The organism is Streptomyces sp. NPDC052701 (assembly GCF_040678355.1).
In the GTDB taxonomy this organism is placed as follows: Bacteria; Actinomycetota; Actinomycetes; order Streptomycetales; family Streptomycetaceae; genus Streptomyces.
This window is the reverse complement of sequence record NZ_JBFATO010000044.1, coordinates 16,801-41,020: the sequence shown is the minus strand read 5'-3', so window position 1 is coordinate 41,020 and position 24,220 is coordinate 16,801. Positions and strand designations below refer to the sequence as shown.

Annotated in this window: 21 protein-coding genes and 4 tRNA genes; 13 read left to right on the top strand and 12 right to left on the bottom strand. The window is 71.4% G+C overall.

Annotated elements, in window-relative coordinates; genetic code table 11:
* Positions 1 to 329 precede the first annotated feature (329 nt).
* The 3 genes from hrpA (at position 330) to AB0L29_RS31920 (ending at position 4,809) form a co-directional block, all read left to right on the top strand.
* Entirely contained in the window at positions 330 to 4,274 is a 3,945-nt protein-coding gene (gene hrpA / locus AB0L29_RS31930; protein WP_365832188.1) for an ATP-dependent RNA helicase HrpA, read from the top strand.
* 95 nt (positions 4,275 to 4,369) lie between these two features.
* Positions 4,370 to 4,444 (top strand) — tRNA-Asp (locus AB0L29_RS31925).
* Between the two features lie 173 nt (positions 4,445 to 4,617).
* Positions 4,618 to 4,809 (top strand): DUF6274 family protein, encoded by a 192-nt coding sequence (locus AB0L29_RS31920; RefSeq protein WP_365832186.1) that lies wholly within the window; start codon positions 4,618 to 4,620, stop codon positions 4,807 to 4,809.
* Between the two features lie 471 nt (positions 4,810 to 5,280).
* On the opposite strand, the gene bldC is transcribed toward AB0L29_RS31920, so the two are convergent.
* Together bldC and AB0L29_RS31910 are read right to left on the bottom strand one after the other, a co-directional pair.
* A complete protein-coding gene (gene bldC, locus AB0L29_RS31915) occupies positions 5,281 to 5,487 on the bottom strand; it encodes a developmental transcriptional regulator BldC (RefSeq protein ID WP_003949541.1) in 207 nt (68 codons plus the stop codon).
* Between the two features lie 542 nt (positions 5,488 to 6,029).
* Positions 6,030 to 6,872 (bottom strand): hypothetical protein, encoded by an 843-nt coding sequence (locus AB0L29_RS31910; RefSeq protein WP_365832184.1) that lies wholly within the window; start codon positions 6,870 to 6,872, stop codon positions 6,030 to 6,032.
* A 221-nt stretch (positions 6,873 to 7,093) separates the two neighbouring features.
* On the opposite strand from AB0L29_RS31910, the gene AB0L29_RS31905 reads away from it, so the two are divergent.
* Both AB0L29_RS31905 and AB0L29_RS31900 read left to right on the top strand, forming a co-directional pair.
* A complete protein-coding gene (locus AB0L29_RS31905) occupies positions 7,094 to 8,182 on the top strand; it encodes a Glu/Leu/Phe/Val dehydrogenase dimerization domain-containing protein (RefSeq protein WP_365832182.1) in 1,089 nt (362 codons plus the stop codon).
* Between the two features lie 300 nt (positions 8,183 to 8,482).
* Entirely contained in the window at positions 8,483 to 8,728 is a 246-nt protein-coding gene (locus tag AB0L29_RS31900) for a DUF3073 domain-containing protein (RefSeq protein ID WP_365832180.1), read from the top strand.
* Positions 8,729 to 8,812: 84 nt separating this feature from the next.
* Here AB0L29_RS31900 and purM read toward each other — a convergent pair whose 3' ends face one another.
* The 9 genes from purM to purS all read right to left on the bottom strand — a co-directional run bounded on the left by purM (position 8,813) and on the right by purS (position 18,010).
* Positions 8,813 to 9,895 carry a phosphoribosylformylglycinamidine cyclo-ligase gene (gene purM / locus AB0L29_RS31895; protein ID WP_365832178.1) on the bottom strand — a complete coding sequence of 361 codons (1,083 nt, stop codon included), beginning with the start codon at positions 9,893 to 9,895 and terminating at the stop codon, positions 8,813 to 8,815.
* Between the two features lie 44 nt (positions 9,896 to 9,939).
* Complete coding sequence (gene purF / locus AB0L29_RS31890; protein ID WP_365832176.1) at positions 9,940 to 11,469, bottom strand: amidophosphoribosyltransferase; 1,530 nt, start codon at positions 11,467 to 11,469, stop codon at positions 9,940 to 9,942.
* A 62-nt stretch (positions 11,470 to 11,531) separates the two neighbouring features.
* Complete coding sequence (locus AB0L29_RS31885) at positions 11,532 to 12,311, bottom strand: META domain-containing protein (RefSeq protein WP_365832174.1); 780 nt, start codon at positions 12,309 to 12,311, stop codon at positions 11,532 to 11,534.
* Positions 12,312 to 12,356: 45 nt separating this feature from the next.
* The gene (locus AB0L29_RS31880) at positions 12,357 to 13,154 is read right to left on the bottom strand and encodes a sterol carrier family protein (protein ID WP_365832172.1); all 798 of its coding nucleotides are present in this window, start codon (positions 13,152 to 13,154) and stop codon (positions 12,357 to 12,359) included.
* 188 nt (positions 13,155 to 13,342) lie between these two features.
* Positions 13,343 to 14,176, bottom strand: coding sequence for a M23 family metallopeptidase (locus tag AB0L29_RS31875; RefSeq protein ID WP_365832170.1), 834 nt, complete (start codon positions 14,174 to 14,176; stop codon positions 13,343 to 13,345).
* Positions 14,177 to 14,207: 31 nt separating this feature from the next.
* Entirely contained in the window at positions 14,208 to 14,708 is a 501-nt protein-coding gene (locus tag AB0L29_RS31870; RefSeq protein ID WP_365832168.1) for a helix-turn-helix domain-containing protein, read from the bottom strand.
* 106 nt (positions 14,709 to 14,814) lie between these two features.
* Positions 14,815 to 17,073 carry a phosphoribosylformylglycinamidine synthase subunit PurL gene (gene purL / locus AB0L29_RS31865; RefSeq protein ID WP_365832167.1) on the bottom strand — a complete coding sequence of 753 codons (2,259 nt, stop codon included), beginning with the start codon at positions 17,071 to 17,073 and terminating at the stop codon, positions 14,815 to 14,817.
* On the bottom strand, positions 17,070 to 17,750 hold the full coding sequence (gene purQ, locus AB0L29_RS31860; RefSeq protein ID WP_365832166.1) for a phosphoribosylformylglycinamidine synthase subunit PurQ: 681 nt from the start codon (positions 17,748 to 17,750) through the stop codon (positions 17,070 to 17,072). Before purQ ends, purL begins: the two co-directional genes overlap by 4 nt.
* The gene (purS, locus tag AB0L29_RS31855) at positions 17,747 to 18,010 is read right to left on the bottom strand and encodes a phosphoribosylformylglycinamidine synthase subunit PurS (RefSeq protein WP_010045045.1); all 264 of its coding nucleotides are present in this window, start codon (positions 18,008 to 18,010) and stop codon (positions 17,747 to 17,749) included. The genes purQ and purS overlap by 4 nt, the downstream gene beginning before the upstream one ends.
* 351 nt (positions 18,011 to 18,361) lie before the next feature.
* Here purS and AB0L29_RS31850 point away from each other — a divergent pair, with 351 nt between their 5' ends.
* The 8 genes from AB0L29_RS31850 to AB0L29_RS31815 all read left to right on the top strand — a co-directional run bounded on the left by AB0L29_RS31850 (position 18,362) and on the right by AB0L29_RS31815 (position 23,167).
* Complete coding sequence (locus AB0L29_RS31850) at positions 18,362 to 18,679, top strand: Lsr2 family protein (RefSeq protein ID WP_365832164.1); 318 nt, start codon at positions 18,362 to 18,364, stop codon at positions 18,677 to 18,679.
* Between the two features lie 133 nt (positions 18,680 to 18,812).
* Positions 18,813 to 18,884, top strand: a tRNA-Gly gene (locus tag AB0L29_RS31845).
* An 80-nt stretch (positions 18,885 to 18,964) separates the two neighbouring features.
* Positions 18,965 to 19,037: transfer RNA gene (locus AB0L29_RS31840), tRNA-Gly, on the top strand.
* A gap of 130 nt (positions 19,038 to 19,167) precedes the next feature.
* The gene (locus AB0L29_RS31835; protein WP_365832162.1) at positions 19,168 to 20,190 is read left to right on the top strand and encodes an ABC transporter ATP-binding protein; all 1,023 of its coding nucleotides are present in this window, start codon (positions 19,168 to 19,170) and stop codon (positions 20,188 to 20,190) included.
* Positions 20,187 to 20,963 (top strand): ABC transporter permease, encoded by a 777-nt coding sequence (locus AB0L29_RS31830; RefSeq protein ID WP_365832160.1) that lies wholly within the window; start codon positions 20,187 to 20,189, stop codon positions 20,961 to 20,963. Before AB0L29_RS31835 ends, AB0L29_RS31830 begins: the two co-directional genes overlap by 4 nt.
* 21 nt (positions 20,964 to 20,984) lie before the next feature.
* Entirely contained in the window at positions 20,985 to 22,451 is a 1,467-nt protein-coding gene (locus tag AB0L29_RS31825) for a sensor histidine kinase (protein WP_365832158.1), read from the top strand.
* A complete protein-coding gene (locus AB0L29_RS31820; protein WP_365832156.1) occupies positions 22,448 to 23,068 on the top strand; it encodes a response regulator transcription factor in 621 nt (206 codons plus the stop codon). The genes AB0L29_RS31825 and AB0L29_RS31820 overlap by 4 nt, the downstream gene beginning before the upstream one ends.
* Positions 23,069 to 23,091: 23 nt before the next feature.
* Positions 23,092 to 23,167 (top strand) — tRNA-Gly (locus tag AB0L29_RS31815).
* 88 nt (positions 23,168 to 23,255) lie between these two features.
* Here the strand turns inward: AB0L29_RS31815 and AB0L29_RS31810 are convergent.
* Complete coding sequence (locus tag AB0L29_RS31810; RefSeq protein WP_365832154.1) at positions 23,256 to 24,155, bottom strand: phosphoribosylaminoimidazolesuccinocarboxamide synthase; 900 nt, start codon at positions 24,153 to 24,155, stop codon at positions 23,256 to 23,258.
* Positions 24,156 to 24,220: the final 65 nt, after the last annotated feature.

Here is a 24,220-nt window from a genome sequence, read left to right as displayed (position 1 = left end):
ACGAAGACCCCCACCAGGCATCTGGCGGGGGTTTCGTCGTTCGCGGAGAGTCTGAGGGGAATCTGGGAGGGGACTCCTGAGACGCGTCACCGGAGAACCCCGGGCTCGGGCGGAACGGCGGGGCGGCTGCCGTGACGGACGGGGCCGGCCGCTCCTCCGTCTCCCGTGAGCCGGCGCAGGGCGGCCGGGCCGGGGCCTCGTACAACGGAGACCTGGGTCACGCCACCGTCCCACGGGTCGGCATGCCGACGCACACGGGGGGAGGTGAGCGGGGACGGGCCCAAAAGGGTTCGCCCCTTCTTTCCGCGGGATGAGATCCTGGAGCCCGTATGTCTACGCACCCCGCCCCCGCCCTCGGCACCCTCGCCCCCCGCCTGACCGAGCTGTCGCTGCGCGACGCGCACCGGCTCGGGCGCAGGCTCGAAGGCGCACGCAAGATCCGCAAGCCGGAGGCCCGGGCCGCCGTCCTCGCCGAGATCGAGGCGGAGGTCGCCAGGGCCGAGTCGCGGATGGCCGGGCGACGCGCCCGGGTGCCCGAGGTGACCTACCCCGAGCAGCTGCCGGTCAGCCAGAAGAAGGACGCGATCGCCGATGCCATCCGCGACCACCAGGTCGTGATCGTCGCCGGTGAGACCGGGTCCGGCAAGACGACCCAGATCCCGAAGATCTGCCTGGAACTCGGGCGCGGTGTGCGCGGCATGATCGGGCACACCCAGCCCCGCCGCATCGCCGCCCGGACGGTCGCCGAGCGCGTCGCGGAGGAGCTCGGCACGCCACTGGGCGAGGCCGTCGGCTGGAAGGTGCGGTTCACCGACCAGGTCGACCCGGAGGCCACCTTCATCAAGCTGATGACGGACGGCATCCTGCTCGCCGAGATCCAGACCGACCGCGAGCTGCGCGCCTACGACACGATCATCATCGACGAGGCCCACGAGCGGTCCCTCAACATCGACTTCCTGCTCGGCTACCTCGCCCAGCTGCTGCCCAGGCGCCCCGACCTCAAGGTCGTCATCACCTCGGCCACCATCGACCCCGAGCGCTTCTCCCGGCACTTCGGCGACGCGCCGATCATCGAGGTCAGCGGCCGGACGTACCCGGTGGAGGTCCGCTACCGGCCCCTGCTCGAAGAGGACTCCGACGACGCCGACCGCGACCAGATCACCGCGATCACCGACGCCGTGGAGGAGCTCATGGCCGAGGGGCCGGGCGACATCCTCGTCTTCCTCTCCGGCGAGCGCGAGATCCGGGACACCGCGGACGCGCTGGAGAAGAAGAAGTACCGGTCCACGGAAGTGCTGCCGCTGTACGCCCGGCTCTCGCACGCCGAGCAGCACCGCGTCTTCCAGCCGCACGGCGGACGCAGGATCGTTCTGGCGACGAACGTCGCCGAGACGTCCCTGACCGTGCCGGGCATCAAGTACGTCATCGACCCCGGCTTCGCCCGCATCTCCCGCTACAGCCACCGCACCAAGGTCCAGCGGCTGCCCATCGAGCCGATCTCGCAGGCCAGCGCCAACCAGCGCAAGGGCCGCTGCGGCCGTACCTCCGACGGCATCTGCATCCGGCTGTACAGCGAGGAGGACTTCGAGGCGCGGCCGGAGTTCACGGACGCGGAGATCCTGCGGACCAACCTCGCCTCCGTCATCCTGCAGATGACCGCGGCCGGCCTCGGCGACATCGAGAAGTTCCCCTTCATCGATCCGCCGGACCACCGCAACATCCGCGACGGCGTCCAGCTCCTGCAGGAACTGGGCGCGCTGGACCCGGCCCAGAAGGACCCGCGCAAGCGGCTCACCGAGACCGGCCGCAAGCTGGCCCAGCTGCCGGTCGACCCGCGCCTGGCCCGTATGGTCCTGGAGGCCGACAAGAACGGCTGCGTCCGCGAGGTCATGGTGATAGCCGCCGCGCTGTCCATCCAGGACCCGCGCGAGCGCCCGGCCGACAAGCAGACCCAGGCCGACCAGCAGCACGCCCGCTTCAAGGACGAGACCAGCGACTTCCTCGCCTACCTCAACCTCTGGCGCTACCTGCGCGAGCAGCAGAAGGAGCGCGGCTCGTCGTCCTTCCGCCGCATGTGCAAGCAGGAGTACCTCAACTTCCTGCGCATCCGCGAGTGGCAGGACATCTACAGCCAGCTGCGCACGGTCGCCAAGCAGATGGGCATCCACCTCAACGACCAGGACGCCCCCGCGGACCGCATCCACGTCTCCCTCCTCGCCGGCCTGCTGTCCCACATCGGGATGAAGGACGTCAAGGACGGCAACAAGAACGAGTACCTGGGCGCCCGCAACGCCAAGTTCGCGATCTTCCCCGGCTCGGCCCTGTTCAGGAAGCCGCCGCGCTTCGTGATGTCCGCCGAACTCGTCGAGACCTCCCGCCTGTGGGCCCGCGTCAACGCGAAGATCGAGCCCGAGTGGGTCGAACCGCTCGCCGGCCACCTCCTCAAGCGCACCTACAGCGAGCCGCACTGGGAGAAGGACCAGGCCGCGGTGATGGCGTACGAGAAGGTCACGCTGTACGGCGTCCCGATCGTCGCCCAGCGCAAGGTGAACTACGGCCGGATCGACCCGGAGGTCAGCCGCGAGCTGTTCATCCGGCACGCCCTGGTCGAGGGCGACTGGCGCACGCACCACAAGTTCTTCGCCGACAACCGCAGGCTCCTCACCGAGGTCGAGGAGCTGGAGCACCGCGCCCGGCGCCGGGACATCCTGGTCGACGACGAGACGCTGTTCGACTTCTACGACCGGCGCATCCCCGAACACGTCGTCTCCGGCGCCCACTTCGACTCCTGGTGGAAACGCAAGCGGCACGAGCAGCCCGACTTCCTCGACTTCGAGCGCGAGATGCTCATCAACGAGAAGGCGGGCGAGGTCACCAAGGCCGACTATCCGGACTCCTGGCGCCAGGGGAACCTCAAGTTCCGCGTCACCTACCAGTTCGAGCCGGGCGCGGACGCGGACGGCGTGACCGTCCACATCCCGCTCCAGGTCCTCAACCAGGTCACGGACGAGGGCTTCGACTGGCAGATCCCGGGCCTGAGGGAAGAGCTGGTCACGGAGCTCATCCGGTCCCTGCCCAAGCCGATCCGCCGCAACTACGTCCCCGCTCCGAACTACGCGAAGGCGTTCCTGGAGCGGGCCGTCCCCCTCCAGGAGCCGCTGACGACGACCATGGCGCGCGAGCTGAAGCGCATGGTCGGCGTCCCCTTCGAGGCGGACGACTTCGACTGGTCCAAGGTCCCCGACCACCTGAAGATCACCTTCCGGATCGTTGACGAGCGGCGCCGCAAGCTCGCCGAGGACAAGGACCTGGAAGCGCTGAAGCTGAGCCTGAAGCCCAGGGCCCGCAAGGCCCTCTCCCAGGCGGCGGCCGCCACCGCCGAGCGCCGGGGCGGCGAGTCCCTGGAACGCCGGGGCCTCACCGACTGGACGATCGGCACCCTCACCCGCGTCTTCGAGACCCGCCGCGCCGGGCAGCCGGTGAAGGCGTACCCGGCCCTGGTCGACGACGGCGACACGGTGTCCGTACGGCTCTTCGACACCGAGACCGAGCAGGCCGAGGCGATGTGGAAGGGCACCCGCCGGCTGATCCTGCGCAACATCCCGGTCAATCCCGCGAAGTTCGCGTCCGAAAAGCTGACCAACCAGCAGAAGCTCGGTCTGTCCGCGAATCCGCACGGATCCGTCCAGGCCCTGTTCGACGACTGCGCGACGGCCGCGGCCGACAGGCTGATCGCGGACTTCGGCGGCCCGGCGTGGGACGAGGAGTCGTACCGGAAGCTCTACGACAGGGTGCGCGCCGAGATCGTCGACACGACCGTCCGCACCGTGGGGCAGGTGCAGCAGGTGCTGGCCGCCTGGCAGGCCTGTGAGCGCCGTCTGAAGGCCGTGCGCAGCCCCGCGCTGCTGCCCAACCTCCAGGACGTGCGCAAGCAGCTGGACGGCCTCGTGAAGCCCGGCTTCGTGACGGAGACGGGGCTGCGGCGCCTGCCGGACCTGATGCGCTATCTGATCGCGGCCGACCGGCGCCTGCAGCAGATGCCGACGAACGTCCAGCGGGACACGACCCGCATGCAGAAGGTCCACGAGATGCAGGACGAGTACGCCTGGCTGCTGGAGCAGCTGCCGCAGGGCCGTCCGGTCCCGCAGCAGGTGCTGGACATCCGCTGGATGATCGAGGAGCTGAGGGTCAGCTACTTCGCCCACGCGCTGGGCACGGCCCACCCCGTCTCCGACAAGCGGATCGTGAAGGCGATCGACGCGGCGGCGCCGTGACGACACCCGCACGGAGGGTGAGTTCGACCAAGGGGCTCACCCTCCTGTAGAGTCTCTTCTCGCAGCGCAACGCAGGAAAAAGCGCCGCAAATCCTGGTCCTGTGGAGCAGTTTGGAGTGCTCGCCACCCTGTCAAGGTGGAGGCCGCGGGTTCAAATCCCGTCAGGACCGCATAGTGAGAGCCCGGGTCGCAAGATCCGGGCTCTTCCACGTGCGGCGCCCCGGGCGCCCCTCGACGCCTCTCGGCGGTCTTCGGCGGCTCTCCCGGCATCTTGACGCCGTCACATTCGCTCGGTACCCAGAAACCAGGGCCCGTTCCTCGTACGGCCCCCTGGAGGTGGCGTATGACGGCATCGGCTAGGCACGAGACGCGGGCGTTGCTCCGGGCGCACCTGGCGGCCGCGTCGTCGTACCGGCATCTCACCCGTCACTGTCCGGTCTGCCACCGCCTGCTGCGGCTGGCGATGGACTCCGCCCCGCGCCCCGCGGAGTGCCCGGAGGGGGCCGCCGAGGACGAGAGCCCCACCACCGCCTGATCCTCCCCGTGACCGCCGGCGCCCTCAACACCCGCTTGTGCGGGGAGGAGTGGAACGCGTGCCTCCCTTAGCGCACACGGGCCGGAGGCAACAAGCCTCCGGCATGTGACGGGTGTCACCGCATGAGTTTTCAGAAGTGCGGTACTTACACCCCTCCTACAACAAGTCAATTTAATATGTACAATTGCACTTCCCTCGGACGGCCGCACACAGGGGATCCGACCCCCTCCCCGGACTCCGACCAGGCCGCTCACGAACCCGCCCCGCACCCCGCGCCCGGCGCGCAAAAAAAGATCGCGCTGGACCCGGCGGAGTCCAGCGCGATCCACGACGCACCCTGTCACATGCCATGAAGCTCTGATCGGCTTGGGCGTGGGGCCTGTTGGGGCAGGACCCGCGTCGCTTGGAGCTGTGGTTTCGGGCCTCCCGGCCGATTGGGGGACCAGCCGTTTTGCCCGGTTATGGAGTTGTTCAGGCCTCGCTGCGCTGCTGCGGGATGCCCGCGAGCAGAGCGCGGACCTCGGCCTCGCGGTAGCGGCGGTGCCCGCCGAGCGTGCGGATCGACGTGAGCTTGCCGGCCTTCGCCCACCGCGTGACCGTCTTCGGGTCCACGCGGAACATGGTGGCGACCTCAGCCGGGGTCAGCAGCGGCTCGGCATCAGGGGTGCGAGCGGTCATGAGCGGCCTCCTCGGGAGAACCGAACCTTCTCGGTTCTTTCCTCTAAATTCTGCACCTTGACCCGCGTTGCCCGAAATGGCGGACGCGAGTCGAGTCGGTTATAGGACGAACGGCTTGTCCTCGGCACTACAACTACACCATCTGTCCAGCCGCGTCGGCCAAACCGATGGAATTGCCCCCCAGGTGTTCATCGGCGACGGAAGCCGATGGACCATGCCATAGCGGACAGTCACGCCACTGTGACGATCAGTCACAGTGGCGATCTGGAGTCTTCAAGACCCCCCAAAGCGTGCAATGCTGAGATTCCGACCACAGTGGAACACAGCGGGACGGAAGGAGTCCTCCCCGGACTCCTTGTCCTATTTTGGCATGAGGAGGGGTAAGGGGCGCAAGGGTGACGTACGTGCGGTCCGTCACGCTTGACGCGGTTGGGACATACGCCCGGATCGGGAACCGCGCACCGTGTACGCCCCTGGTGTGCTCCGTTTTGACGGAACCTCAGATGGAAGACGAAACCCCAAGAAGGGCGTTTGGTCAAACGTCAGTTCGCAGACCGCAGGTCCCGCACCGACCGCCACCGCTCCACCAGCCGCGTGTACGCGGCCCCCGCGGCGGCCTCGTCCCCGCGCCGCAGGGCCGCGATGCCCTCGGCCACGTCCGCCGCCGAGTGGTCGTCCTCCAGCGCGCCGGCCGGCAGGGCGTGCACCAGACCGCCGTAGTCGAGCTCGACGTACGAGCGCGGGTGGAACTCCTCCAGCCACCGGCCGACGTCCACCAGGCCGTCGATGAGCGGCCCCTCGTCGATGGCCTCCCTCAGGGCCCGCAGGCCCCGGGCCACCCGCCGCCGGGCCTGCACCATGGGCGTGCGGTAGCGCAGGACCGGCGCCTCACCGGCGGACCCCTTGCCGTACTCGCGCTCGTCGTCGGAGACCAGTACGAACCAGTTGATCGGCACCTGCCAGGTCGCCGTGCGGATCCAGGGGCGGGCGTCCGGGTTGTCGGCCAGCCAGCGCTCGTAGTCCTGGGCGGCCTGGCGGCGCAGGACCGGGGGCAGGACCGCGTCCAGGACCGGCGGCGGAAGTTCCCCGGAGAGCTCGGCGAGGGCCTGCCAGCCGCGCAGACGGGTGCGCCAGGGGCAGACGCAGATCACGCCGTCCACGTCGAGCACGAAGGCGTCCTCGCTCTCGTGCACCGGCACCGGGACCGGCGGGACGGGCACCAAGTCGGCCAGGGCCCGGCGCAGTTCGTCCTGGTAGGAGGGGCGGTCCGGGCGGCGGGCATAGCGCGCCCAGTGACCGCGCTCCGGCTCCGGGAAGGCGGCCAGCGGTTCGTACACGCGCAGGTACGCCGCGTAGGGGACGATCACCGAGGACACCTTGGGCACGCCTGCTCCCTCCCCCGCGCACCGCCGTGAAAACCTGCGGAGCCCACGACGGAGGTGCGGGAAATCCATGCAAATCGTCGCACGGACGTACTCCGCACGGAGGTGATCCCGACCACGGTGGGGCCGTCGGGCCCGCCAGGCTCTAATCTCGTGCTCACAGCCCCCGCCACCCGCACGGGAGCTCCTCTTCACCCGCCGCTACTTACTCAGGAGTCACCACAGTGACCGACGTAACCGACGGCGTCCTGCACACCCTGTTCCACTCGGACCAGGGGGGCCATGAGCAAGTCGTGCTCTGCCAGGACCGTGCCAGCGGCCTCAAGGCCGTCATCGCCATCCACTCCACCGCGCTGGGCCCCGCGCTCGGCGGTACGCGCTTCTACCCGTACGCGAACGAGGAGGAGGCCGTCGCCGACGCGCTGAACCTCGCCCGCGGGATGTCGTACAAGAACGCCATGGCCGGTCTCGACCACGGCGGCGGGAAGGCCGTGATCATCGGCGATCCGGACAGGGACAAGACCGAGGAGCTGCTCCTCGCCTACGGCCGGTTCGTCGCCTCGCTCGGCGGCCGGTACGTCACCGCCTGCGACGTCGGCACCTACGTCGCCGACATGGACGTCGTGGCCCGCGAGTGCCGCTGGACCACCGGCCGCTCCCCCGAGAACGGCGGCGCCGGCGACTCCTCGGTCCTCACCGCCTTCGGCGTCTACCAGGGCATGCGGGCCTCCGCCCAGCACCTGTGGGGCGACCCCACGCTGCGGGGCCGCAAGGTCGGCGTCGCCGGCGTCGGCAAGGTCGGCCACCACCTGGTCGACCACCTGCGCGAGGAGGGCGCCGAGGTCGTCGTCACGGACGTGCGCGAGGAGGCCGTACGGCGCATCCTCGACCGGCACCCCGAGGGCGTGACGGCCGTCGCCGACACCGACGCGCTGATCCGTGTCGAGGGCCTGGACATCTACGCCCCCTGCGCGCTGGGCGGGGCCCTGGACGACGACACCGTGCCGGTGCTGACCGCCCGGGTGGTCTGCGGGGCCGCCAACAACCAGCTCGCCCACCCGGGCGTGGAGAAGGACCTCGCCGACCGCGGAATCCTCTACGCGCCGGACTACGTGGTGAACGCCGGCGGTGTCATCCAGGTCGCCGACGAGCTGCACGGTTTTGACTTCGAGCGGTGCAAGGCGAAGGCCTCGAAGATCTACGACACCACGCTCGCTATATTCGCACGTGCGAAGACGGACGGGATTCCGCCGGCCGCCGCGGCCGACCGGATCGCCGAGCAGCGCATGGCGGAGGCGCGCGCCCGGCACTGATCCGGGACGCGCCGTGACAGGTTTGACCGGTACCCGCCGGTGGGCACTTGGAGAGAACTCTCACTTCCACCGGCGGGTCGACCGCCGACAAGTGGTTAAAATCGCGATTGACCAGCGAGGACAGGGCTCCTCGAAGGCCCTGGGCGCGGGCACGTCGTGCGGGCGGCGTACCGTATGGGCGCGGGCTCAGGTACCGTGGAAGCCCTACGGACCGGCCTCTCCATGGAGAGTCCGTTCTGGACCATGAACGCGTGTCAAGACTCTGGGGCCGTCGAGCCCCGTCGTTGAGGGGGTCGAGCCATGGGGCGCGGCCGGGCCAAGGCCAAGCAGACGAAGGTCGCCCGCCAGCTGAAGTACAACAGCGGTGGGACTGACCTCGCACGCCTGGCCGAGGAGCTGGGCGCATCGACGTCGAACACGTCGCCGAACGGCGACCGCTTCGAGGACGATGAGCACGACGACGACCTGTACGCACGGTACGCCGACCTCTACGAGGACGACGAGGACGAGGAAGAGGACTCCTCGCGCCACCGTCGCGGCGCTTGACCTTGCACTGAGCATCAACCCGGTCGGTGACTTCGGTCACCGACCGGGTTCTGTGCTGCCCGCGGGTCCCGGCCGGCGGCGCTTCTAACGCGCGTACGTGCCGACCAGGGCGGCACCGGTGGTGTGCTCGCCCCGGTCCGTGATCTCGCCGGCCACCCAGGCGTCCACACCGCGGTCGGTCAGTGTCGCCAGGGCCACGTCCACGGACTCCTGCGGCACGACCGCGATCATGCCGACGCCCATGTTCAGCGTCTTCTCCAGCTCCAGCCCCTCGACCCGGCCCGTCCTGCCGACGAGGTCGAAGATCGGGGCGGGGGTCCAGGTGGAGCGGTCCACCACCGCGTGCAGCCCGTCCGGGACGACCCGGGCGAGGTTGGCCGCGAGTCCGCCGCCGGTGATGTGGCTGAAGGCGTGCACCTCGGTGGTGCGGGTGAGGGCCAGGCAGTCCAGCGAGTAGATCTTCGTGGGCTCCAGCAGCTCCTCGCCGAGGGTGCGGCCGAGCTCGTCGACGTGCGCGTCCAGGGCCAGGCCCGCCTGGTCCAGCAGGACGTGGCGGACGAGCGAGTACCCGTTGGAGTGAAGTCCGGAGGACGCCATGGCGACGACGGCGTCACCCGTACGGATACGATCCGCGCCGAGCAGCCGGTCGGCCTCCACGACGCCCGTACCGGCGCCGGCGACGTCGAAGTCGTCCTCCCCCAGCAGGCCGGGGTGCTCGGCCGTCTCACCGCCCACCAGGGCGCAGCCGGCCAGCACACAGCCCTCGGCGATGCCCTTGACGATCGCGGCGACGCGCTCGGGGTGCACCTTGCCGACGCAGATGTAGTCGGTCATGAACAGCGGCTCGGCACCGCACACCACGATGTCGTCCATGACCATGGCGACCAGGTCGTGGCCGATGGTGTCGTAGACGCCCATCCGGCGGGCGACGTCGACCTTCGTGCCGACGCCGTCGGTGGCGGAGGCGAGCAGCGGGCGCTCGTACCGCTTGAGGGCGGAGGCGTCGAAGAGGCCGGCGAAACCGCCGAGGCCGCCGAGGACCTCGGGGCGCTGCGTCTTCTTCACCCACTCCTTCATCAGCTCGACCGCGCGGTCGCCCGCTTCGATGTCGACACCCGCTGTTTTGTAGGACGCCGCTGCGTAGCTGGCACCAGTTGTCTCAGGCATGACGATGAGAACCTTCGTGTCGTACGGCAGGTATGGCGGGCGCCCTACGGGCGGCGGATGGCGTCGGCGGCGGCCGTGGCGGCGGGCCCGGCGGCCAGCTCGGTCTCCAGCAGCTGCTTGCCGAGCAGCTCGGGGTCGGGCAGCTCCATCGGGTACTCGCCGTCGAAGCAGGCGCGGCACAGGTTCGGCTTGGCGATGGTGGTCGCCTCGATCATGCCGTCGATGGAGATGTACGCCAGGGAGTCGGCGCCGAGCGAGGTGCCGATCTCCTCGATGGTCATGCCGTTGGCGATGAGCTCCGCGCGGGTGGCGAAGTCGATGCCGAAGAAGCAGGGCCACTTCACGGGCGGCGAGGAGATCCGGATGTGGACCTCGGCGGCGCCCGCCTCGCGCAGCATGCGCACCAGGGCGCGCTGGGTGTTGCCGCGCACGATGGAGTCGTCGACGACGACCAGGCGCTTGCCCTTGATGACTTCCTTCAGCGGGTTCAGCTTCAGGCGGATGCCCAGCTGGCGGATGGTCTGCGAGGGCTGGATGAAGGTGCGGCCGACGTAGGCGTTCTTCACCAGGCCGGCGCCGAAGGGGATGCCGGAGGCCTCCGCGTAGCCGATGGCGGCCGGGGTGCCGGACTCCGGGGTCGCTATCACCAGGTCGGCCTCGACCGGGGCCTCCTTCGCCAGGCGGCGGCCCATCTCCACGCGGGAGAGGTACACGTTGCGGCCGGCGATGTCGGTGTCCGGGCGGGCCAGGTACACGTACTCGAAGACACAGCCCTTGGGCTTCGCTTCCGCGAATCGAGAGGTGCGCAGACCGTTCTCGTCGATGGCGACGAACTCGCCCGGCTCGATCTCGCGGACGAAGCTGGCGCCCGTGATGTCGAGGGCGGCGGTCTCGGAGGCGACGACCCAGCCGCGCTCCAGGCGGCCGAGGACCAGCGGGCGGATGCCCTGCGGGTCGCGGGCGGCGTAGAGGGTGTGCTCGTCCATGAAGACGAGCGAGAAGGCGCCCTTGACCTGCGGGAGGACCGTGTGGGCGGCCTCCTCGATGGTCAGCGGCTTGCCGTCCTGGTCGACCTGGGCCGCGAGGAGCGCGGTCAGCAGGTCGGTGTCGTTGGTGGCCGCCACGCGCGGGCTGCGGCCGCCCTCCTGCTTGGGCAGGTCGGCGACCATCTCGGCGAGCTGGGCGGTGTTGACGAGGTTGCCGTTGTGGCCGAGCGCGATGGAACCGTGCGCGGTGGCGCGGAACGTCGGCTGGGCGTTCTCCCACACGGAGGCGCCGGTGGTCGAGTAGCGGGCGTGACCGACCGCGATGTGGCCCTGCAGGGAACCGAGCGAGGTTTCGTCGAAGACCTGGGAGACCAGGCCCATGTCCTTGAAGACGAGGATCTGGGAGCCGTTGCTGACCGCGATACCCGCGGATTCCTGACCCCGATGCTGGAGGGCGTAGAGCCCGAAGTACGTGAGCTTGGCGACCTCTTCGCCCGGAGCCCAGACACCGAAGACGCCACAAGCGTCCTGGGGGCCCTTCTCGCCGGGGAGCAGGTCGTGGCTGAGTCGTCCGTCACCACGTGGCACGCCATCGAGTGTAGGCGAGATCGCCCGCTGGTCCGAATGGGGGAGGCGGCCCGGGCAGTGGATCAGCCTGCGGCGACGGCCCGGACACTGGTGCCGTTTTCGCTGGTCAGCGTGAGGGAGCGGTGATCGACTCCGTAGCTCAGCCGTCCGTCGAAGAGGCGCAGCAGGGTCTTCTCCGCGTCCATGAGTGAGTCTTCGCACATCATTCGGGTGGTGGACGGGGCGCCGACGGTGATATGGCCGTCGCGGACGGTGGCCCTGGCGTTGACGTCGTTGCAGCCGAGCCGGCCGGAGACGGTGCCCTTCTCGCCGTCGAAGGTGAGGTGGGCCCGGCCGCCGGTGTCCGGGGAGGTGATCGTCCACTTCGTGCCGTGCAGCGCGGCGTCCTTCTCGTCGTCCCTGGTCAGGCGGACGGTGTCGCCGTCGTCGGTGGTGAGGGTGAGCCGTTCGCCGGCGACCCGGGCCCTCAGGGAGCCGTCGGCGAGCGTGCGGGCGAGGGCCCGCTCGACGGCCATGGGTTCGGTCTCGCAGGCCATCTCGGTCGCCGTGGTGTCGCTGAGCCGGATCCGGTCGCCGTCGACGGCGGCGCGCGCGCTGAAGCGGTTGCAGCCGAAGCTGCCCTCGGCCCGGCCGTCCCGGCCGATCGTGACGTGCGCGCCGGCGGGAGCGCGGTGCGCGGTGCCGTCGACGGTGACGCCGTCGACGCTCCACCGGACGCCGGTGACGGGCTCGTCCGCCCCGGCCGCGCCGCTGCCGCCCGCCCGTTCGCCTCCGCAGGCCGCCGCGAGCGGGACGAGCAGGGCGGCGGCCGTCAGGGTCATGCGCTGCTTGAGCCTGTCCATGCCCCTTCGACGGGGATGCGGGGTGGCCGGTTCCCCTTGCCCGAGTTACCCGAGCAGCGGCAGGTACGGCTCCAGGTCCGCCCGCTCCCCGCTCGCGCTGACCTTGGCGTCCTGCACCGCGTCCCGCCACGCCAGCCGCCCGGACGCCAGCCGCGTCCAGGTCAGCGGGTCGGTCTCGACGACGTTGGGCGGGGTGCCCCGGGTGTGCCTCGGTCCCGCCACGCACTGCACGACGGCGTACGGCGGGATCCGCACCTCCGTGGAGCCGCCGGGCGCCTTGGCGGCGAGCGCGTCGGCGAGCAGCCGGGTGCAGGCGGCCAGGGCCCGGCGGTCGAGGGGGACGTCGAGGCCGGGGACGGCGTCGTTGAGGTCGTCGGTGTGCACGACCAGTTCGACGGTGCGGGTGACCAGGTAGTCGTCCAGGGACAGGGCCCCCGCGCCGGTGGCGAGCAGCCTGCTGCCGGGGTGGGCGGCGAGGTCGGCGGTGAAGCGTTCCTGGGTGGCGGCGAGGTAGGCGTCCGGGTCCGGGTGGCGCTCGGCCAGCTCGCGGGCGTGTCCGGCGATCTCCGGTGCCTCGGCGGCGATCGCAGACGGCCAGTCGAGCAGGGTCCCGTCCCGCTTCGCCGGCTCCGGGAGGTCGACCAGGCGGGCGACCGCCCGGAGGGTCATCCCGAGGTGCGCGACCAGCTCCCGCACGGTCCAGTCGCCGAGCCGGGTGGGCAGCGCGAGCTGTTCGGGGGTCAGGGTGCGCACGGCGGCCCGTACGTTCCCGAACTGGGCCAGTACGGCGGCGCGGGTCTTGGCGGGGTCGTAGGTGCGGGGGCGTTTCCTGGCCGGTGGCATGGGGTTCAGCCTAGGGTCTGCCGTCGGACTCCCGTCGTCCGCCCGGAGGGCGGGCCCCGCGGCGTCGGGTGCGTGCTCCCGGCGTGCCGGGCGCCGGCCCCCGTGCCGGATGTACCCGGGTCCGCGCCCGGTGCGGCGGGAGTGCGCGCAGGGCGTCGCGGGACAGGCGGGAGTGCGGACGACAGACCCTAGGCGCGCTGCGAGGCCGTCGCGGGCGCTTCGAACACCTCGCCGTTGCGGGGCACGCCGATGCCGTGCCAGGTGAAGGGGACGCCCCGGGCGGAGTCCGGGTCGGGGCCGTCCATCAGCTGGAAGTGCAGGTGCGGCTCGGTGGAGTTGCCCGAGTTCCCGCAGTGGGCGAGCAGCTGTCCGGCGCGCACCCGGTCGCCCTCGCGGACGGCGAGGGAGCCGCGCCGCAGGTGGGCGTAGAGGGCGCAGGTGCCGTCGCCCAGGTCGAGGACGACGTGGTTGCCGAGGATGCGCCGGGCGCCGAGCAGGTCGCGCACGCTCGCCTCGAGGAGCATCAGGTACAGCAGCGCGGGCAGCGACGTACGGCTCAGGTGGTCGCGCTGCCGGTCGGTCGCCCGTACGACCGTGCCGTCGGCGACCGCGAGGAGCGGGGCGCCGAAGGCGGGGAAGTCGCCGTTGCGGCGGGCGAGCGGCCACAGCCAGCGGAAACCGGGGCGGGTGCCCGGCTCCGGCTCGGCGACGATGTCGACGGCGAACGTCTGGCCGTAGGCGTGCGTGCCGTGGCTGGGGGTGCGGTCGGCCGGGCTGTTGCGCGCGGTCCAGCGGCCGGTGACGGGCGGGGCGACCGCGACGGGTTCCCGGACCACGCTCGGGTCGTCCGGCGCACCGCCCCACCGGTTGGCCACGACGACGAGGGTGAGGGCCAGGGCGAGGGGCATGCAGTTCCACCACCACGGGTACCCGGGGTCGAGCCAGAGGTGGGCCGCCACCAGGGCGAAGAAGGCCAGCAGCAGCCCCCGGTAGGTGAGCGCGGCCAGTTTGCGTACGGACATCGTTCCCCCTCGTGGTGCCGGCGCCGGCCGGTCAGGGCCGGGCCGCGGACAGGGCGACGAGCAGCGGCACCACCCGGCCGGGCGGGACCTCGTAACGGCCCCGTCCGGTGGTGTGCAGCCAGCCCGTGCCGGTCAGTTGGCGCAGGTGGTGGTAGATCTGGCCGGTCGTGCCGACCTCGTCCAGTCCGGCGAGTTCGGCGGCGGTGCGCCGGCCGCCGAGGATCTCGCGGAGCAGCCGCAGCCGGACCGGGTGGCCGAGCGCGGCGAAGGCGTCGGCGGCCGGCCGCCAGTCGTCCTCCAGCAGGTCCCCGGTCAGCGTCCCGTTCTGCCACGCGTACTGCTCGCCCGTCGGCAGCCGTACGGCGCCGGTGAACAGGACGCCCCCGTCGGCCGCCCCGAGATCGGCCAGCCGCTCCCTGAGCCCGTCCAGGGCCCAGAAGTCGCCTTCGCCGGGGCGGGGCGCGGTCCGTCCCGCGGTCTCCAGGGCGGCCAGCCGGCGCTCCAGGTCGGCGACGCGTTGTTCGAGATCCACGCCATGGATATTACGTAAGTACGTAATTACAGACAAGCATCGGCCGGTCGCCGGACACGCAGAAGCCCCCGCCCGGCGGACCGGACGGGGGCTTCGCGGGGTTCCGTTACGCGAGCAGCGCCGGGATCGTGCCCTCGTGGGCCTCGCGCAGCTCGGCCAGGGTGAGGGTGAACTCGCCCTGGACCTCCACCGTGTCGCCGTCGACGACGCCGATGCGGGTGGCGGGCAGGCCGCGCGCGCCGCACATGTCGGTGAAGCGGAGCTCCTCCGAGCGCGGCACGGCGACGATCGCGCGGCCGGCCGACTCGGAGAACAGGAAGGTGAAGGCGTCCAGGCCGTCGGGGACGATCAGGCGGGCGCCCTTCTCCCCGAGCAGCGCCGACTCCACGACCGCCTGGATCAGGCCGCCGTCGGACAGGTCGTGCGCGGAGTCGATCATGCCGTCGCGGGAGGCGGCGACCAGGATCTCGGCGAGCAGCCGCTCGCGCTCCAGGTCGACCTTGGGCGGCAGGCCGCCGAGGTGGTCGTGGATCACCTGGGACCAGGCCGAGCCGCCGAACTCCTCGCGGGTGTCGCCGAGGAGGTAGATCAGCTGGCCCTCCTCCCGGAAGGCGACCGGGGTGCGGCGGGCCACGTCGTCGATCACGCCGAGGACGGCGACGACCGGCGTCGGGTGGATGGCGGCCTCGCCCGTCTGGTTGTAGAGCGAGACGTTGCCGCCGGTCACCGGGGTGCCGAGCTGCTGACAGGCGTCCGCCAGACCGCGCACCGCCTCGGCGAACTGCCACATGACCGCCGGGTCCTCGGGCGAGCCGAAGTTCAGGCAGTCGGAGACGGCCAGCGGCTTGGCGCCGGTGGTGGCGACGTTGCGGTACGCCTCCGCCAGGGCCAGCTGCGCGCCCGCGTACGGGTCGAGCTTGGCGTACCGGCCGTTGCCGTCGGTGGCGATGGCCACGCCCAGGCCGGTCTCCTCGTCGATGCGGATCATGCCGGAGTCCTCGGGCTGGGCGAGGACCGTGTTGCCCTGCACGAACCGGTCGTACTGCGAGGTGATCCAGGACTTGGAGGCCTGGTTCGGGGAGGCCACCAGCTTCAGGACCTGGTCCTTCAGCTCCTCCGGCGTCTGCGGGCGCGGCAGCTTGTTCGCGTCGTCGGCCTGCAGCGCGTCCTGCCACTCGGGGCGGGCGTAGGGGCGCTCGTAGGTCGGGCCCTCGTGGGCGACCGTGCGCGGGTCGACGTCGACGATCTTCTCGCCGTGCCAGTAGATCTCCAGGCGGTCGCCGTCGGTCACCTCGCCGATGACGGTGGCGATGACGTCCCACTTGTCGCAGATCTCCAGGAACCGGTCGACCTTGTCCGGCTCGACGACCGCGCACATGCGCTCCTGCGACTCGCTCATGAGGATCTCCTCGGGCGAGAGCGTGGAGTCGCGCAGCGGGACGTCGTCCAGGGTGACGCGCATGCCGCCGGAGCCGTTCGAGGCGAGCTCGGACGTGGCGCAGGACAGGCCGGCCGCGCCGAGGTCCTGGATGCCGACGACCAGCTTCTCCCGGAACGCCTCCAGGGTGCACTCGATGAGGAGCTTCTCCTGGAAGGGGTCGCCGACCTGGACGGCCGGGCGCTTGGAGGGCTTGGCGTCGTCGAAGGTCTCGGAGGCCAGGATCGAGGCGCCGCCGATGCCGTCGCCGCCGGTCCGGGCCCCGTACAGGATGACCTTGTTGCCGGCGCCGGAGGCCTTGGCGAGGTGGATGTCCTCGTGGCGCATCACGCCGATGCAGCCGGCGTTGACCAGCGGGTTGCCCTGGTAGCAGGCGTCGAAGACGACCTCGCCGCCGATGTTGGGCAGGCCCAGGCAGTTGCCGTAGCCGCCGATGCCCGCGACCACGCCCGGCAGGACGCGCTTGGTGTCGGGGTGGTCGGCGGCGCCGAAGCGCAGCGGGTCGACGACGGCGACCGGGCGGGCGCCCATCGCGATGATGTCGCGGACGATGCCGCCGACACCGGTGGCCGCGCCCTGGTAGGGCTCGACGTACGACGGGTGGTTGTGCGACTCGACCTTGAAGGTGACCGCGTAGCCCTGGCCGACGTCGACGACACCGGCGTTCTCGCCGATGCCGACCAGCAGGGCGTCGCTCTCGGGGGCCTTCTCGCCGAACTGGCGGAGGTGGACCTTGGAGGACTTGTACGAGCAGTGCTCGGACCACATGACCGAGTACATGGCGAGCTCGGCCCCGGTGGGCCGGCGGCCGAGGATCTCGACCACGCGCTCGTACTCGTCCTTCTTCAGGCCGAGTTCGGCCCAGGGCAGCTCGACGTCGGGGGTCGCGGCCGCGTGCTCGACCGTGTCCAGAGGCGTCCGGCTCATGCGTTGACCAGCTTCTTGAGGATCGAGGTGAAGAAGGGGAGGCCGTCGGTGCGGCCGGTGCCGATCAGCGGCTCCACGGCGTGCTCCGGGTGCGGCATCAGGCCCACGACGTTGCCGGCCTCGTTGGTGATGCCGGCGATGTCGTTGAGCGAGCCGTTGGGGTTGAAGTCCAGGTAGCGGAAGGCGACCCGGCCCTCGGCCTCCAGCTTGTCCAGCGTGTACCGGTCGGCCACGTAGCGGCCGTCCATGTTCTTCAGCGGGATGTGGATCTCCTGGCCCGCGCTGTAGTCGCTGGTCCAGGCGGTGTCCGCGTTCTCCACCCGCAGCTTCTGGTCGCGGCAGATGAAGTGCAGGTGGTCGTTGCCGAGCATGCCGCCGGGCAGCAGGTGGGCCTCGGTGAGGATCTGGAAGCCGTTGCAGATGCCGAGGACCGGCAGTCCGGCCTTCGCCTGCTCGATGACCGTGTCCATGACCGGCGAGAAGCGGGCGATGGCGCCGGCCCGCAGATAGTCGCCGTAGGAGAAACCGCCGCACAGCACCACGGCGTCGACCTGCTTGAGGTCCTTGTCCTTGTGCCACAGGGCGACCGGCTCGGCGCCCGCGACACGGATCGCGCGCTGGGTGTCCCGGTCGTCGAGGGAACCCGGGAAAGTGACGACGCCAATACGAGCGGTCACTTCACGGCCTCCGCGACTTCCTCGACCCGGACGGTGAAGTCCTCGATCACGGTGTTGGCGAGGAAGGATTCCGCAAGATCGTGGATGCGGGCGAGGGCGGCCTCGTCGACCGGCCCGTCAACTTCCAGTTCGAATCGCTTTCCCTGGCGGACGTCCGAGATCCCTTCGAAACCCAGCCGCGGCAGTGCGCGCTGCACCGCCTGGCCCTGGGGGTCGAGGATCTCCGGCTTGAGCATGACGTCGACTACGACGCGTGCCACTGGCACTCCCGGTGTGTGGTGCTGAGCAGGTTCCTTCAGACTACCCGCACAAAATTTCTACGCGAGTAGAGTTGTAGGAATCTACGTGACTGCCATCACGATTCGGCATCGAGGGGAGACGCGAGGGAAAAGTTCCGGGAAAGATCCCTGTTCTGTCGCGGACGCCTATTGCGCCGGGACACGCGGGGAGATTTAGTCGAGCTTCACATTGCATTGCCGGGCACTGTACAAATGAATTGTCATTAACAGATACTTTGCCCGATTACAGGCGAACAGCCGACATCTCCACGACGTCCCGGCACGTCATCGCGGACGTCGAACCGGAGATGTCGCACGAAGGGACCGATATTCGTGGCGCAGAAGGTCGTGGTCACTCTCTTTGACGACATCGACGGCTCGGAAGCGGCGGAGACGATCGCCTTCGGGCTCGACGGCACGTCGTACGAGATCGACCTGAGCGAGGCCAACGCCAGGAAACTGCGCGAGTCGCTCGAACCGTACGTGGCGGCCGGCCGCAAGCGCGCGCGGTCGGGCCGGGCGTACCGGCAGACGGAGGTCGCCCCCGACCCGGCGGCCGTGCGGGCCTGGGCGCAGGCCAACAAGATGGAGGTCCCCGCGCGCGGACGGATCCCCAAGAAGGTCTACGAGGCGTTCGCCGCGGCGCGGTGACGGCCCGGAGGCCGGTCCGGCGCCCGCCCGGCCGCCCCTCGCGTCAACCGACTTGCGCACCACCCCCGCTGATCAGCTAGAGTCTGGAGCACGCCGAGGGGCGAGGCCGAAAGGCCCAGCCCACTCCGGACGCGCGGGTGTAGTTCAGTAGCAGAACATCCCCCTTCCAGGGGGAAGGCGCAGTGTGCAATTCCTGTCACCCGCTCTGCAGCGCCGTACCGACCAGTGAAGTGGATCAGGTAGTCTGGTGCTCGCACCGATCGGTGAAAGCCGGTCGGGGGCAATGCGGACGTAGCTCAGTTGGTAGAGCGCAACCTTGCCAAGGTTGAGGTCGCGAGTTCGAGCCTCGTCGTCCGCTCGGGAATGAGACCCCGGTCCTTCAGGGCCGGGGTCTTTTCGCATGCTCCCACCGGGCTTCTGACATTTGTCATGGGGACCGGTGACAGCGCGCACTGCCGCCGGGGCCGCCGCGCCGGGACGCTGGGGACATGGAAGCGAACGGACACGAACACGTGATCGAGGTCACCGACCTCCGGCGTGTGTACGGGGGCGGGTTCGAGGCGGTGCGCGGGATCGGCTTCACCGTGCGGCGCGGGGAGATCTTCGCCCTGCTGGGTACCAACGGCGCGGGCAAGACGTCGACGGTGGAACTGCTGGAGGGGCTCGCGGCACCGGCCGGCGGGCGGGTGCGGGTCCTCGGACACGACCCGTACACCGACCGGGCCGCCGTGCGGCCCCGGACCGGTGTGATGCTGCAGGAAGGGGGCTTCCCGTCCGAGCTGACCGTCGCGGAGACCGCGCGGATGTGGGCGGGGTGCGTGAGCGGGGCACGGCCCGCGCGGGAGGTGCTGGCGCTGGTCGGGCTCGCGGGCAGGACCGGCGTACGCGTGAAGCAGCTGTCCGGCGGTGAGCGGCGGCGGCTGGACCTGGCGCTCGCGCTGCTCGGGGAGCCCGAGGTGCTGTTCCTGGACGAGCCGACGACCGGGCTGGACGCCGAAGGACGCCGGGCCACCTGGGAGTTGGTCCGCGCGCTGCGCGACGTCGGCACGACCGTGCTGCTGACCACGCACTACCTGGAGGAGGCCGAGTCGCTGGCCGACCGGCTCGCGATCCTGCACCAGGGGCGCATCGCCGCCTCGGGCACACCGGCGGAGGTGACCGCCTCCCAGCCCTCCCGGATCTCCTTCGAACTGCCCGAGGGCTACTTCCTGGGGGACCTGCCGCCCCTCGACGGGCTGGGCGTGTGCGGGCACGAGGTGGACGGGCGGGTCGTACGGCTGCGCACCCGGGAGTTGCAGCGGGCGGCCACCGGGCTGCTGGTGTGGGCCGAGCGGGCCGGGGTGGAACTGCGCCGGCTGGACGTGCGGTCGGCCTCGCTGGAGGAGGCGTTCCTGACGATCGCCCGCGAGGCGTCCGAGAGGGTCGAGGGGGCCGAGGGGGCCGAGAGGGCCGAAAGTTCCGAGGGGCCGGGGGCCTCGGCCTCCGCGACGGCCGGGAGGTACCGGGCATGAGCGGCGTGGTCACCACCCCGGGGGCGCGGATGGCGGCCCTCGCGCGGGCCGAGCTGACGCTGCTGGGACGCAGCAGGGGCACGCTCGTCGCCGCCCTGTTCGTACCGCTGGTGCTGCCGGTCAGCGTGCGGTCGGCGGCCGAGGAGATGGACCTGGAGAAGGCCGGGCTCAGCGTCGGCACGGTCGTGCTGCCCGCCGCCATCGGCTTCTCCCTGCTGTTCGCCGTCTACGCGGCGCTCGTCGGCGTCTTCGTCACCCGGCGCGAGGAACTCGTCCTGAAGCGGCTGCGCACCGGCGAGCTGCGGGACGCCGAGATCATGGCCGGCTGCGCGCTGCCGCCCGTCGCGACCGGGCTGGTGCAGTCGCTGGTGCTGGTGGCGGGCTGCACCGTGCTGCTGGACGTCCCGGCCCCGCCGGCCCCCCACCTGGCCGTGCTGGGACTGCTGGCGGGCCTCGTGCTGTGCGCGGCGCTGGCGGCGCTCACCGCGAGCTTCACCCGCACCTCGGAGAGCGCCCAGGTCACGCCGATGCCGTTCATGCTGGTGTCGCTGCTCGGGTCGGGCGTGAGCGTCCCGCTGGAGGTGCTGCCGGACCGGCTGGCCTCCCTGTGCGAACTCCTGCCGCTGACCCCCGCCATCACACTGGTGCGCGGCGGCTGGACCGGCGACCTCTCCGCCTACGAGGCGCTGGGCGCCGTGGCGACGGCGGTGGCCTGGACGGTCGTGGCGGTGTTTGCTGTACGGCGATGGTTCCGGTGGGAGCCGAGGCGCTGAGAGGCACGGGGAGAGCGGGAGATGCGCGTACCGGGGGGATGGTGGCGGCGCAAGAGCACGCCGGCCAAGGTCGAGACGTACACGCGGTGGTCGTTCCACACGTTCACGGTGGTCGAGGTCACCATGGGCGGGCTGTCCGCCTTCGGGCGGGTGGGCCCGCGGGTCGCCGCGGGGCTGCTGCTGCTCGCCTGCCTGCACGCCGCGGCGTGCGCCGTGACCGCGTCCCGGGCGCTGGACTGGGCGCGCGGCCGGCGCGAGCAGCCCGTGCGGATGCTGTGGACGCTCACCGCCGCGACCGCCGTGACCGGCGCCGCCGCCCTGGTGATCAGCGACCGCTGGTCCGGGGACGGGGAGGTCGCCACCGCTGCGGGCGGGCTCTTCGGGGTCGTCGTGGTCTTCGGCATCGGGTCCCTCACGCTGTGCATCCGCGGCCGGCGGCGCGTGCTCGCCCTGGTGGCCGGCTTCGCCGCGGGGTCGGGGGTCCTGGCGCTCGCGCTGGGCGCGCCCGTCCTGCCGGCGCTGGCCTCGTCGCTGGCGGTGCTGGCCGGCGGCGGGTTCCTCGCCTTCACCTCCGTCTTCTCCGTCTGGCTGCTGAACGCCGTCTACGAACTCGACGAGGCCCGGGAGACCCGGGCCCGGCTCGCCGTCGCCGAGGAACGGCTGCGGTTCGGACGTGACCTGCACGACGTGATGGGGCGCAACCTGGCCGTGATCGCGCTCAAGAGCGAGCTGGCCGTGCAACTGGCCCAGCGGGGGCGGCCGGAGGCCGTGGCGCAGATGGTCGAGGTGCAGCGGCTGGCGCGGGAGTCGCAGCGGGAGGTGCGCGAGGTCGTGCGCGGCTACCGCGAGGCCGACCTCGCCACCGAACTCGCCGGTGCGCAGGGCGTGCTGGAGGCGGCCGGGATCGACTGCACGGTCACCGGGTCGGCCGCCGGGCTGCCGGCGGCGGTGCAGTCCGCGCTGGGCTGGGTCGTCCGGGAGGCGGTGACCAACGTCCTGCGGCACGGGGACGCGCGGCGCTGCGCGGTGGGGCTGCGGGTGTCACAGGGGCGGGTGGTGCTGTCCGTGGAGAACGACGGGGTCCCCGCGGGCGCCGCGTCCGCGGCCGGGGGCGAGGCCGGGCCCGCGGCGGGTGCCGGTACCGGGATCACCGGGCTGCGGGAGCGGCTCGCGGACATCGGGGGGACGCTGCGGGCGGCGCCCGCCGGGAAGGGCCTGTTCCGGCTGACGGCCGAGATCCCGCTGCCGTCGGTTCCCGGGCCCGCTCCCTCTTCCGGGACCGCTTCCTCCGCCGCTTCCGGGACCGCTCCCTCTCCTGCTCCTGAGCCCGGTCCCGGTCCCGGTCCCGGCGTCGGTCCTGGTTCCGGCTCCGGACCCGATCCCGCGCCGTCCGCCCCCGATCCCGCGCCGTCCGCCCCCGATCCCGCGCCGTCCGCCCCCGGTCCGGCGCTTCCCGCCCCCCGTTCCATGAGCGAGGTCACCCCATGACGTCCGGCCGGCCCGTCCGCCTGCTCCTGGCGGACGACGAACACCTGATCCGGGGCGCGCTCGCCGCGCTGCTGGGGATGGAGGACGACATCATGGTCGTCGCCGAGGCCGCCACCGGGCCGGAGGCGCTCGCGATGGCCCGGGCGCACACACCCGACGTCGCCGTCCTGGATCTGCAGATGCCCGGCGCGGACGGTGTGAAGGTGGCCACATCGCTGCGGGCGGAGCTGCCCGACTGCCGCGTGCTGATCGTGACGAGCCACGGGCGGCCCGGACATCTGAAGCGGGCGCTCGCGGCGGGTGTCAGGGGATTCGTGCCGAAGACCGTCAGCGCGCAGCGGCTCGCCGAGATCATCCGGACCGTGCACGCCGGGAACCGCTACGTCGACCCGGAGTTGGCGGCCGACGCGATCGCCGCCGGGGACTCGCCGCTGACCGTGCGGGAGGCCGAGGTGCTGGAGCTCGCGGCCGACGGGGCGCCCGTCGCGGAGATCGCGGAGCGGGCCGCGCTGTCGCAGGGAACCGTACGGAACTACCTGTCGTCGGCCGTCTCCAAGCTCGGGGCGGAGAACCGTCATACGGCGGTGCGTCTCGCGCGCGAGCGAGGTTGGGTATAGTTGCTCTCGCGTCACGGCGCAACGCGGACGTAGCTCAGTTGGTAGAGCGCAACCTTGCCAAGGTTGAGGTCGCGAGTTCGAGCCTCGTCGTCCGCTCCAGATCAAGGCCCCGGTCATCGGACCGGGGCCTTCGTCGTACCCGGGAAGGGGAGGTGCCCCGGCCGCCGCCGGGGCCCTCTCCGTGCGGTCAGTCCCAGCTCACGCCCGTCAGACGCTCGTACGCCTCCACGTACTTGGCGCGGGTGGCGTCCACGATCCGCTGCGGCAGCGGCGGCGGGGGCTGCTCGCTCCGGCGGTCCCAGCCGGACTCCGCGGAGGTCAGCCAGTCGCGCACGAACTGCTTGTCGTACGACGGCTGCGCCCGGCCGGGCTGCCACCGGTCGGCCGGCCAGAAGCGGGAGGAGTCGGGGGTGAGGACCTCGTCGGCGATGACGAGGTCGTCGCCCTCGAAGCCGAACTCGAACTTGGTGTCGGCCAGGATGATCCCCCGGTCGCGGGCGATGTCGCGGGCGCGGGAGTAGGCGGCGAGGGTGGCCTGGCGCAGGCGGGCCGCGGTGTCCGCGCCGACCTGGCGGGCGACCTCCTCGTAGGAGACGTTCTCGTCGTGCTCGCCGACGGCGGCCTTGGTGGCCGGGGTGAAGATCGGGGCGGGCAGTTCCGAGCCGTCCACCAGGCCTTCGGGGAGGGCGAGGCCGCAGACGGTACGGGACTCGTCGTACTCGGCCAGGCCCGAGCCGGTGAGGTAGCCGCGGGCCACGCACTCCACGGGGACCATCCGCAGCGACTTGCAGACCAGCGTGCGGCCCGCCCAGTCGGCGGGGGCGCCCGCGGGCGGCTCGGTGCTCAGGACGTGGTTGGGCACCAGGTCGGCGAGCTGGTCGAACCACCACAGGGAGAGCTGGGTGAGGACACGGCCCTTGTCGGGGATCTCGGTCGGCAGCACCCAGTCGAAGGCGGAGATGCGGTCGCTGGCGACCATCACGAGGTCGCCCGCCTCGTTCCGGTACAGCTCGCGCACCTTGCCGGTGTGCAGGTGCACCAGGCCCGGAACCTGGACGGGCTCGGGCTTTTCGACGAATCCGGACACGGTTCCTCCCCGTGGTTCTGGCCAATGCTCCGATTGTCCCGTACGGGGGGAGGGGCGGGGACAGT

What these genes read in the sequence shown, in the direction of transcription:
- hrpA (WP_365832188.1), top strand. Translation starts at nt 330, where the DNA reads ATGTCTACGCACCCCGCCCCCGCCCTCGGCACCCTCGCCCCCCGCCTG.
- AB0L29_RS31920 (WP_365832186.1), top strand. Translation starts at nt 4,618, where the DNA reads ATGACGGCATCGGCTAGGCACGAGACGCGGGCGTTGCTCCGGGCGCAC.
- bldC (WP_003949541.1), bottom strand. Translation starts at nt 5,487, where the DNA reads ATGACCGCTCGCACCCCTGATGCCGAGCCGCTGCTGACCCCGGCTGAG.
- AB0L29_RS31900 (WP_365832180.1), top strand. Translation starts at nt 8,483, where the DNA reads ATGGGGCGCGGCCGGGCCAAGGCCAAGCAGACGAAGGTCGCCCGCCAG.
- purM (WP_365832178.1), bottom strand. Translation starts at nt 9,895, where the DNA reads ATGCCTGAGACAACTGGTGCCAGCTACGCAGCGGCGTCCTACAAAACA.
- AB0L29_RS31885 (WP_365832174.1), bottom strand. Translation starts at nt 12,311, where the DNA reads ATGGACAGGCTCAAGCAGCGCATGACCCTGACGGCCGCCGCCCTGCTC.
- AB0L29_RS31880 (WP_365832172.1), bottom strand. Translation starts at nt 13,154, where the DNA reads ATGCCACCGGCCAGGAAACGCCCCCGCACCTACGACCCCGCCAAGACC.
- AB0L29_RS31875 (WP_365832170.1), bottom strand. Translation starts at nt 14,176, where the DNA reads ATGTCCGTACGCAAACTGGCCGCGCTCACCTACCGGGGGCTGCTGCTG.
- purL (WP_365832167.1), bottom strand. Translation starts at nt 17,073, where the DNA reads ATGAGCCGGACGCCTCTGGACACGGTCGAGCACGCGGCCGCGACCCCC.
- AB0L29_RS31835 (WP_365832162.1), top strand. Translation starts at nt 19,168, where the DNA reads ATGGAAGCGAACGGACACGAACACGTGATCGAGGTCACCGACCTCCGG.
- AB0L29_RS31830 (WP_365832160.1), top strand. Translation starts at nt 20,187, where the DNA reads ATGAGCGGCGTGGTCACCACCCCGGGGGCGCGGATGGCGGCCCTCGCG.
- AB0L29_RS31825 (WP_365832158.1), top strand. Translation starts at nt 20,985, where the DNA reads ATGCGCGTACCGGGGGGATGGTGGCGGCGCAAGAGCACGCCGGCCAAG.
- AB0L29_RS31820 (WP_365832156.1), top strand. Translation starts at nt 22,448, where the DNA reads ATGACGTCCGGCCGGCCCGTCCGCCTGCTCCTGGCGGACGACGAACAC.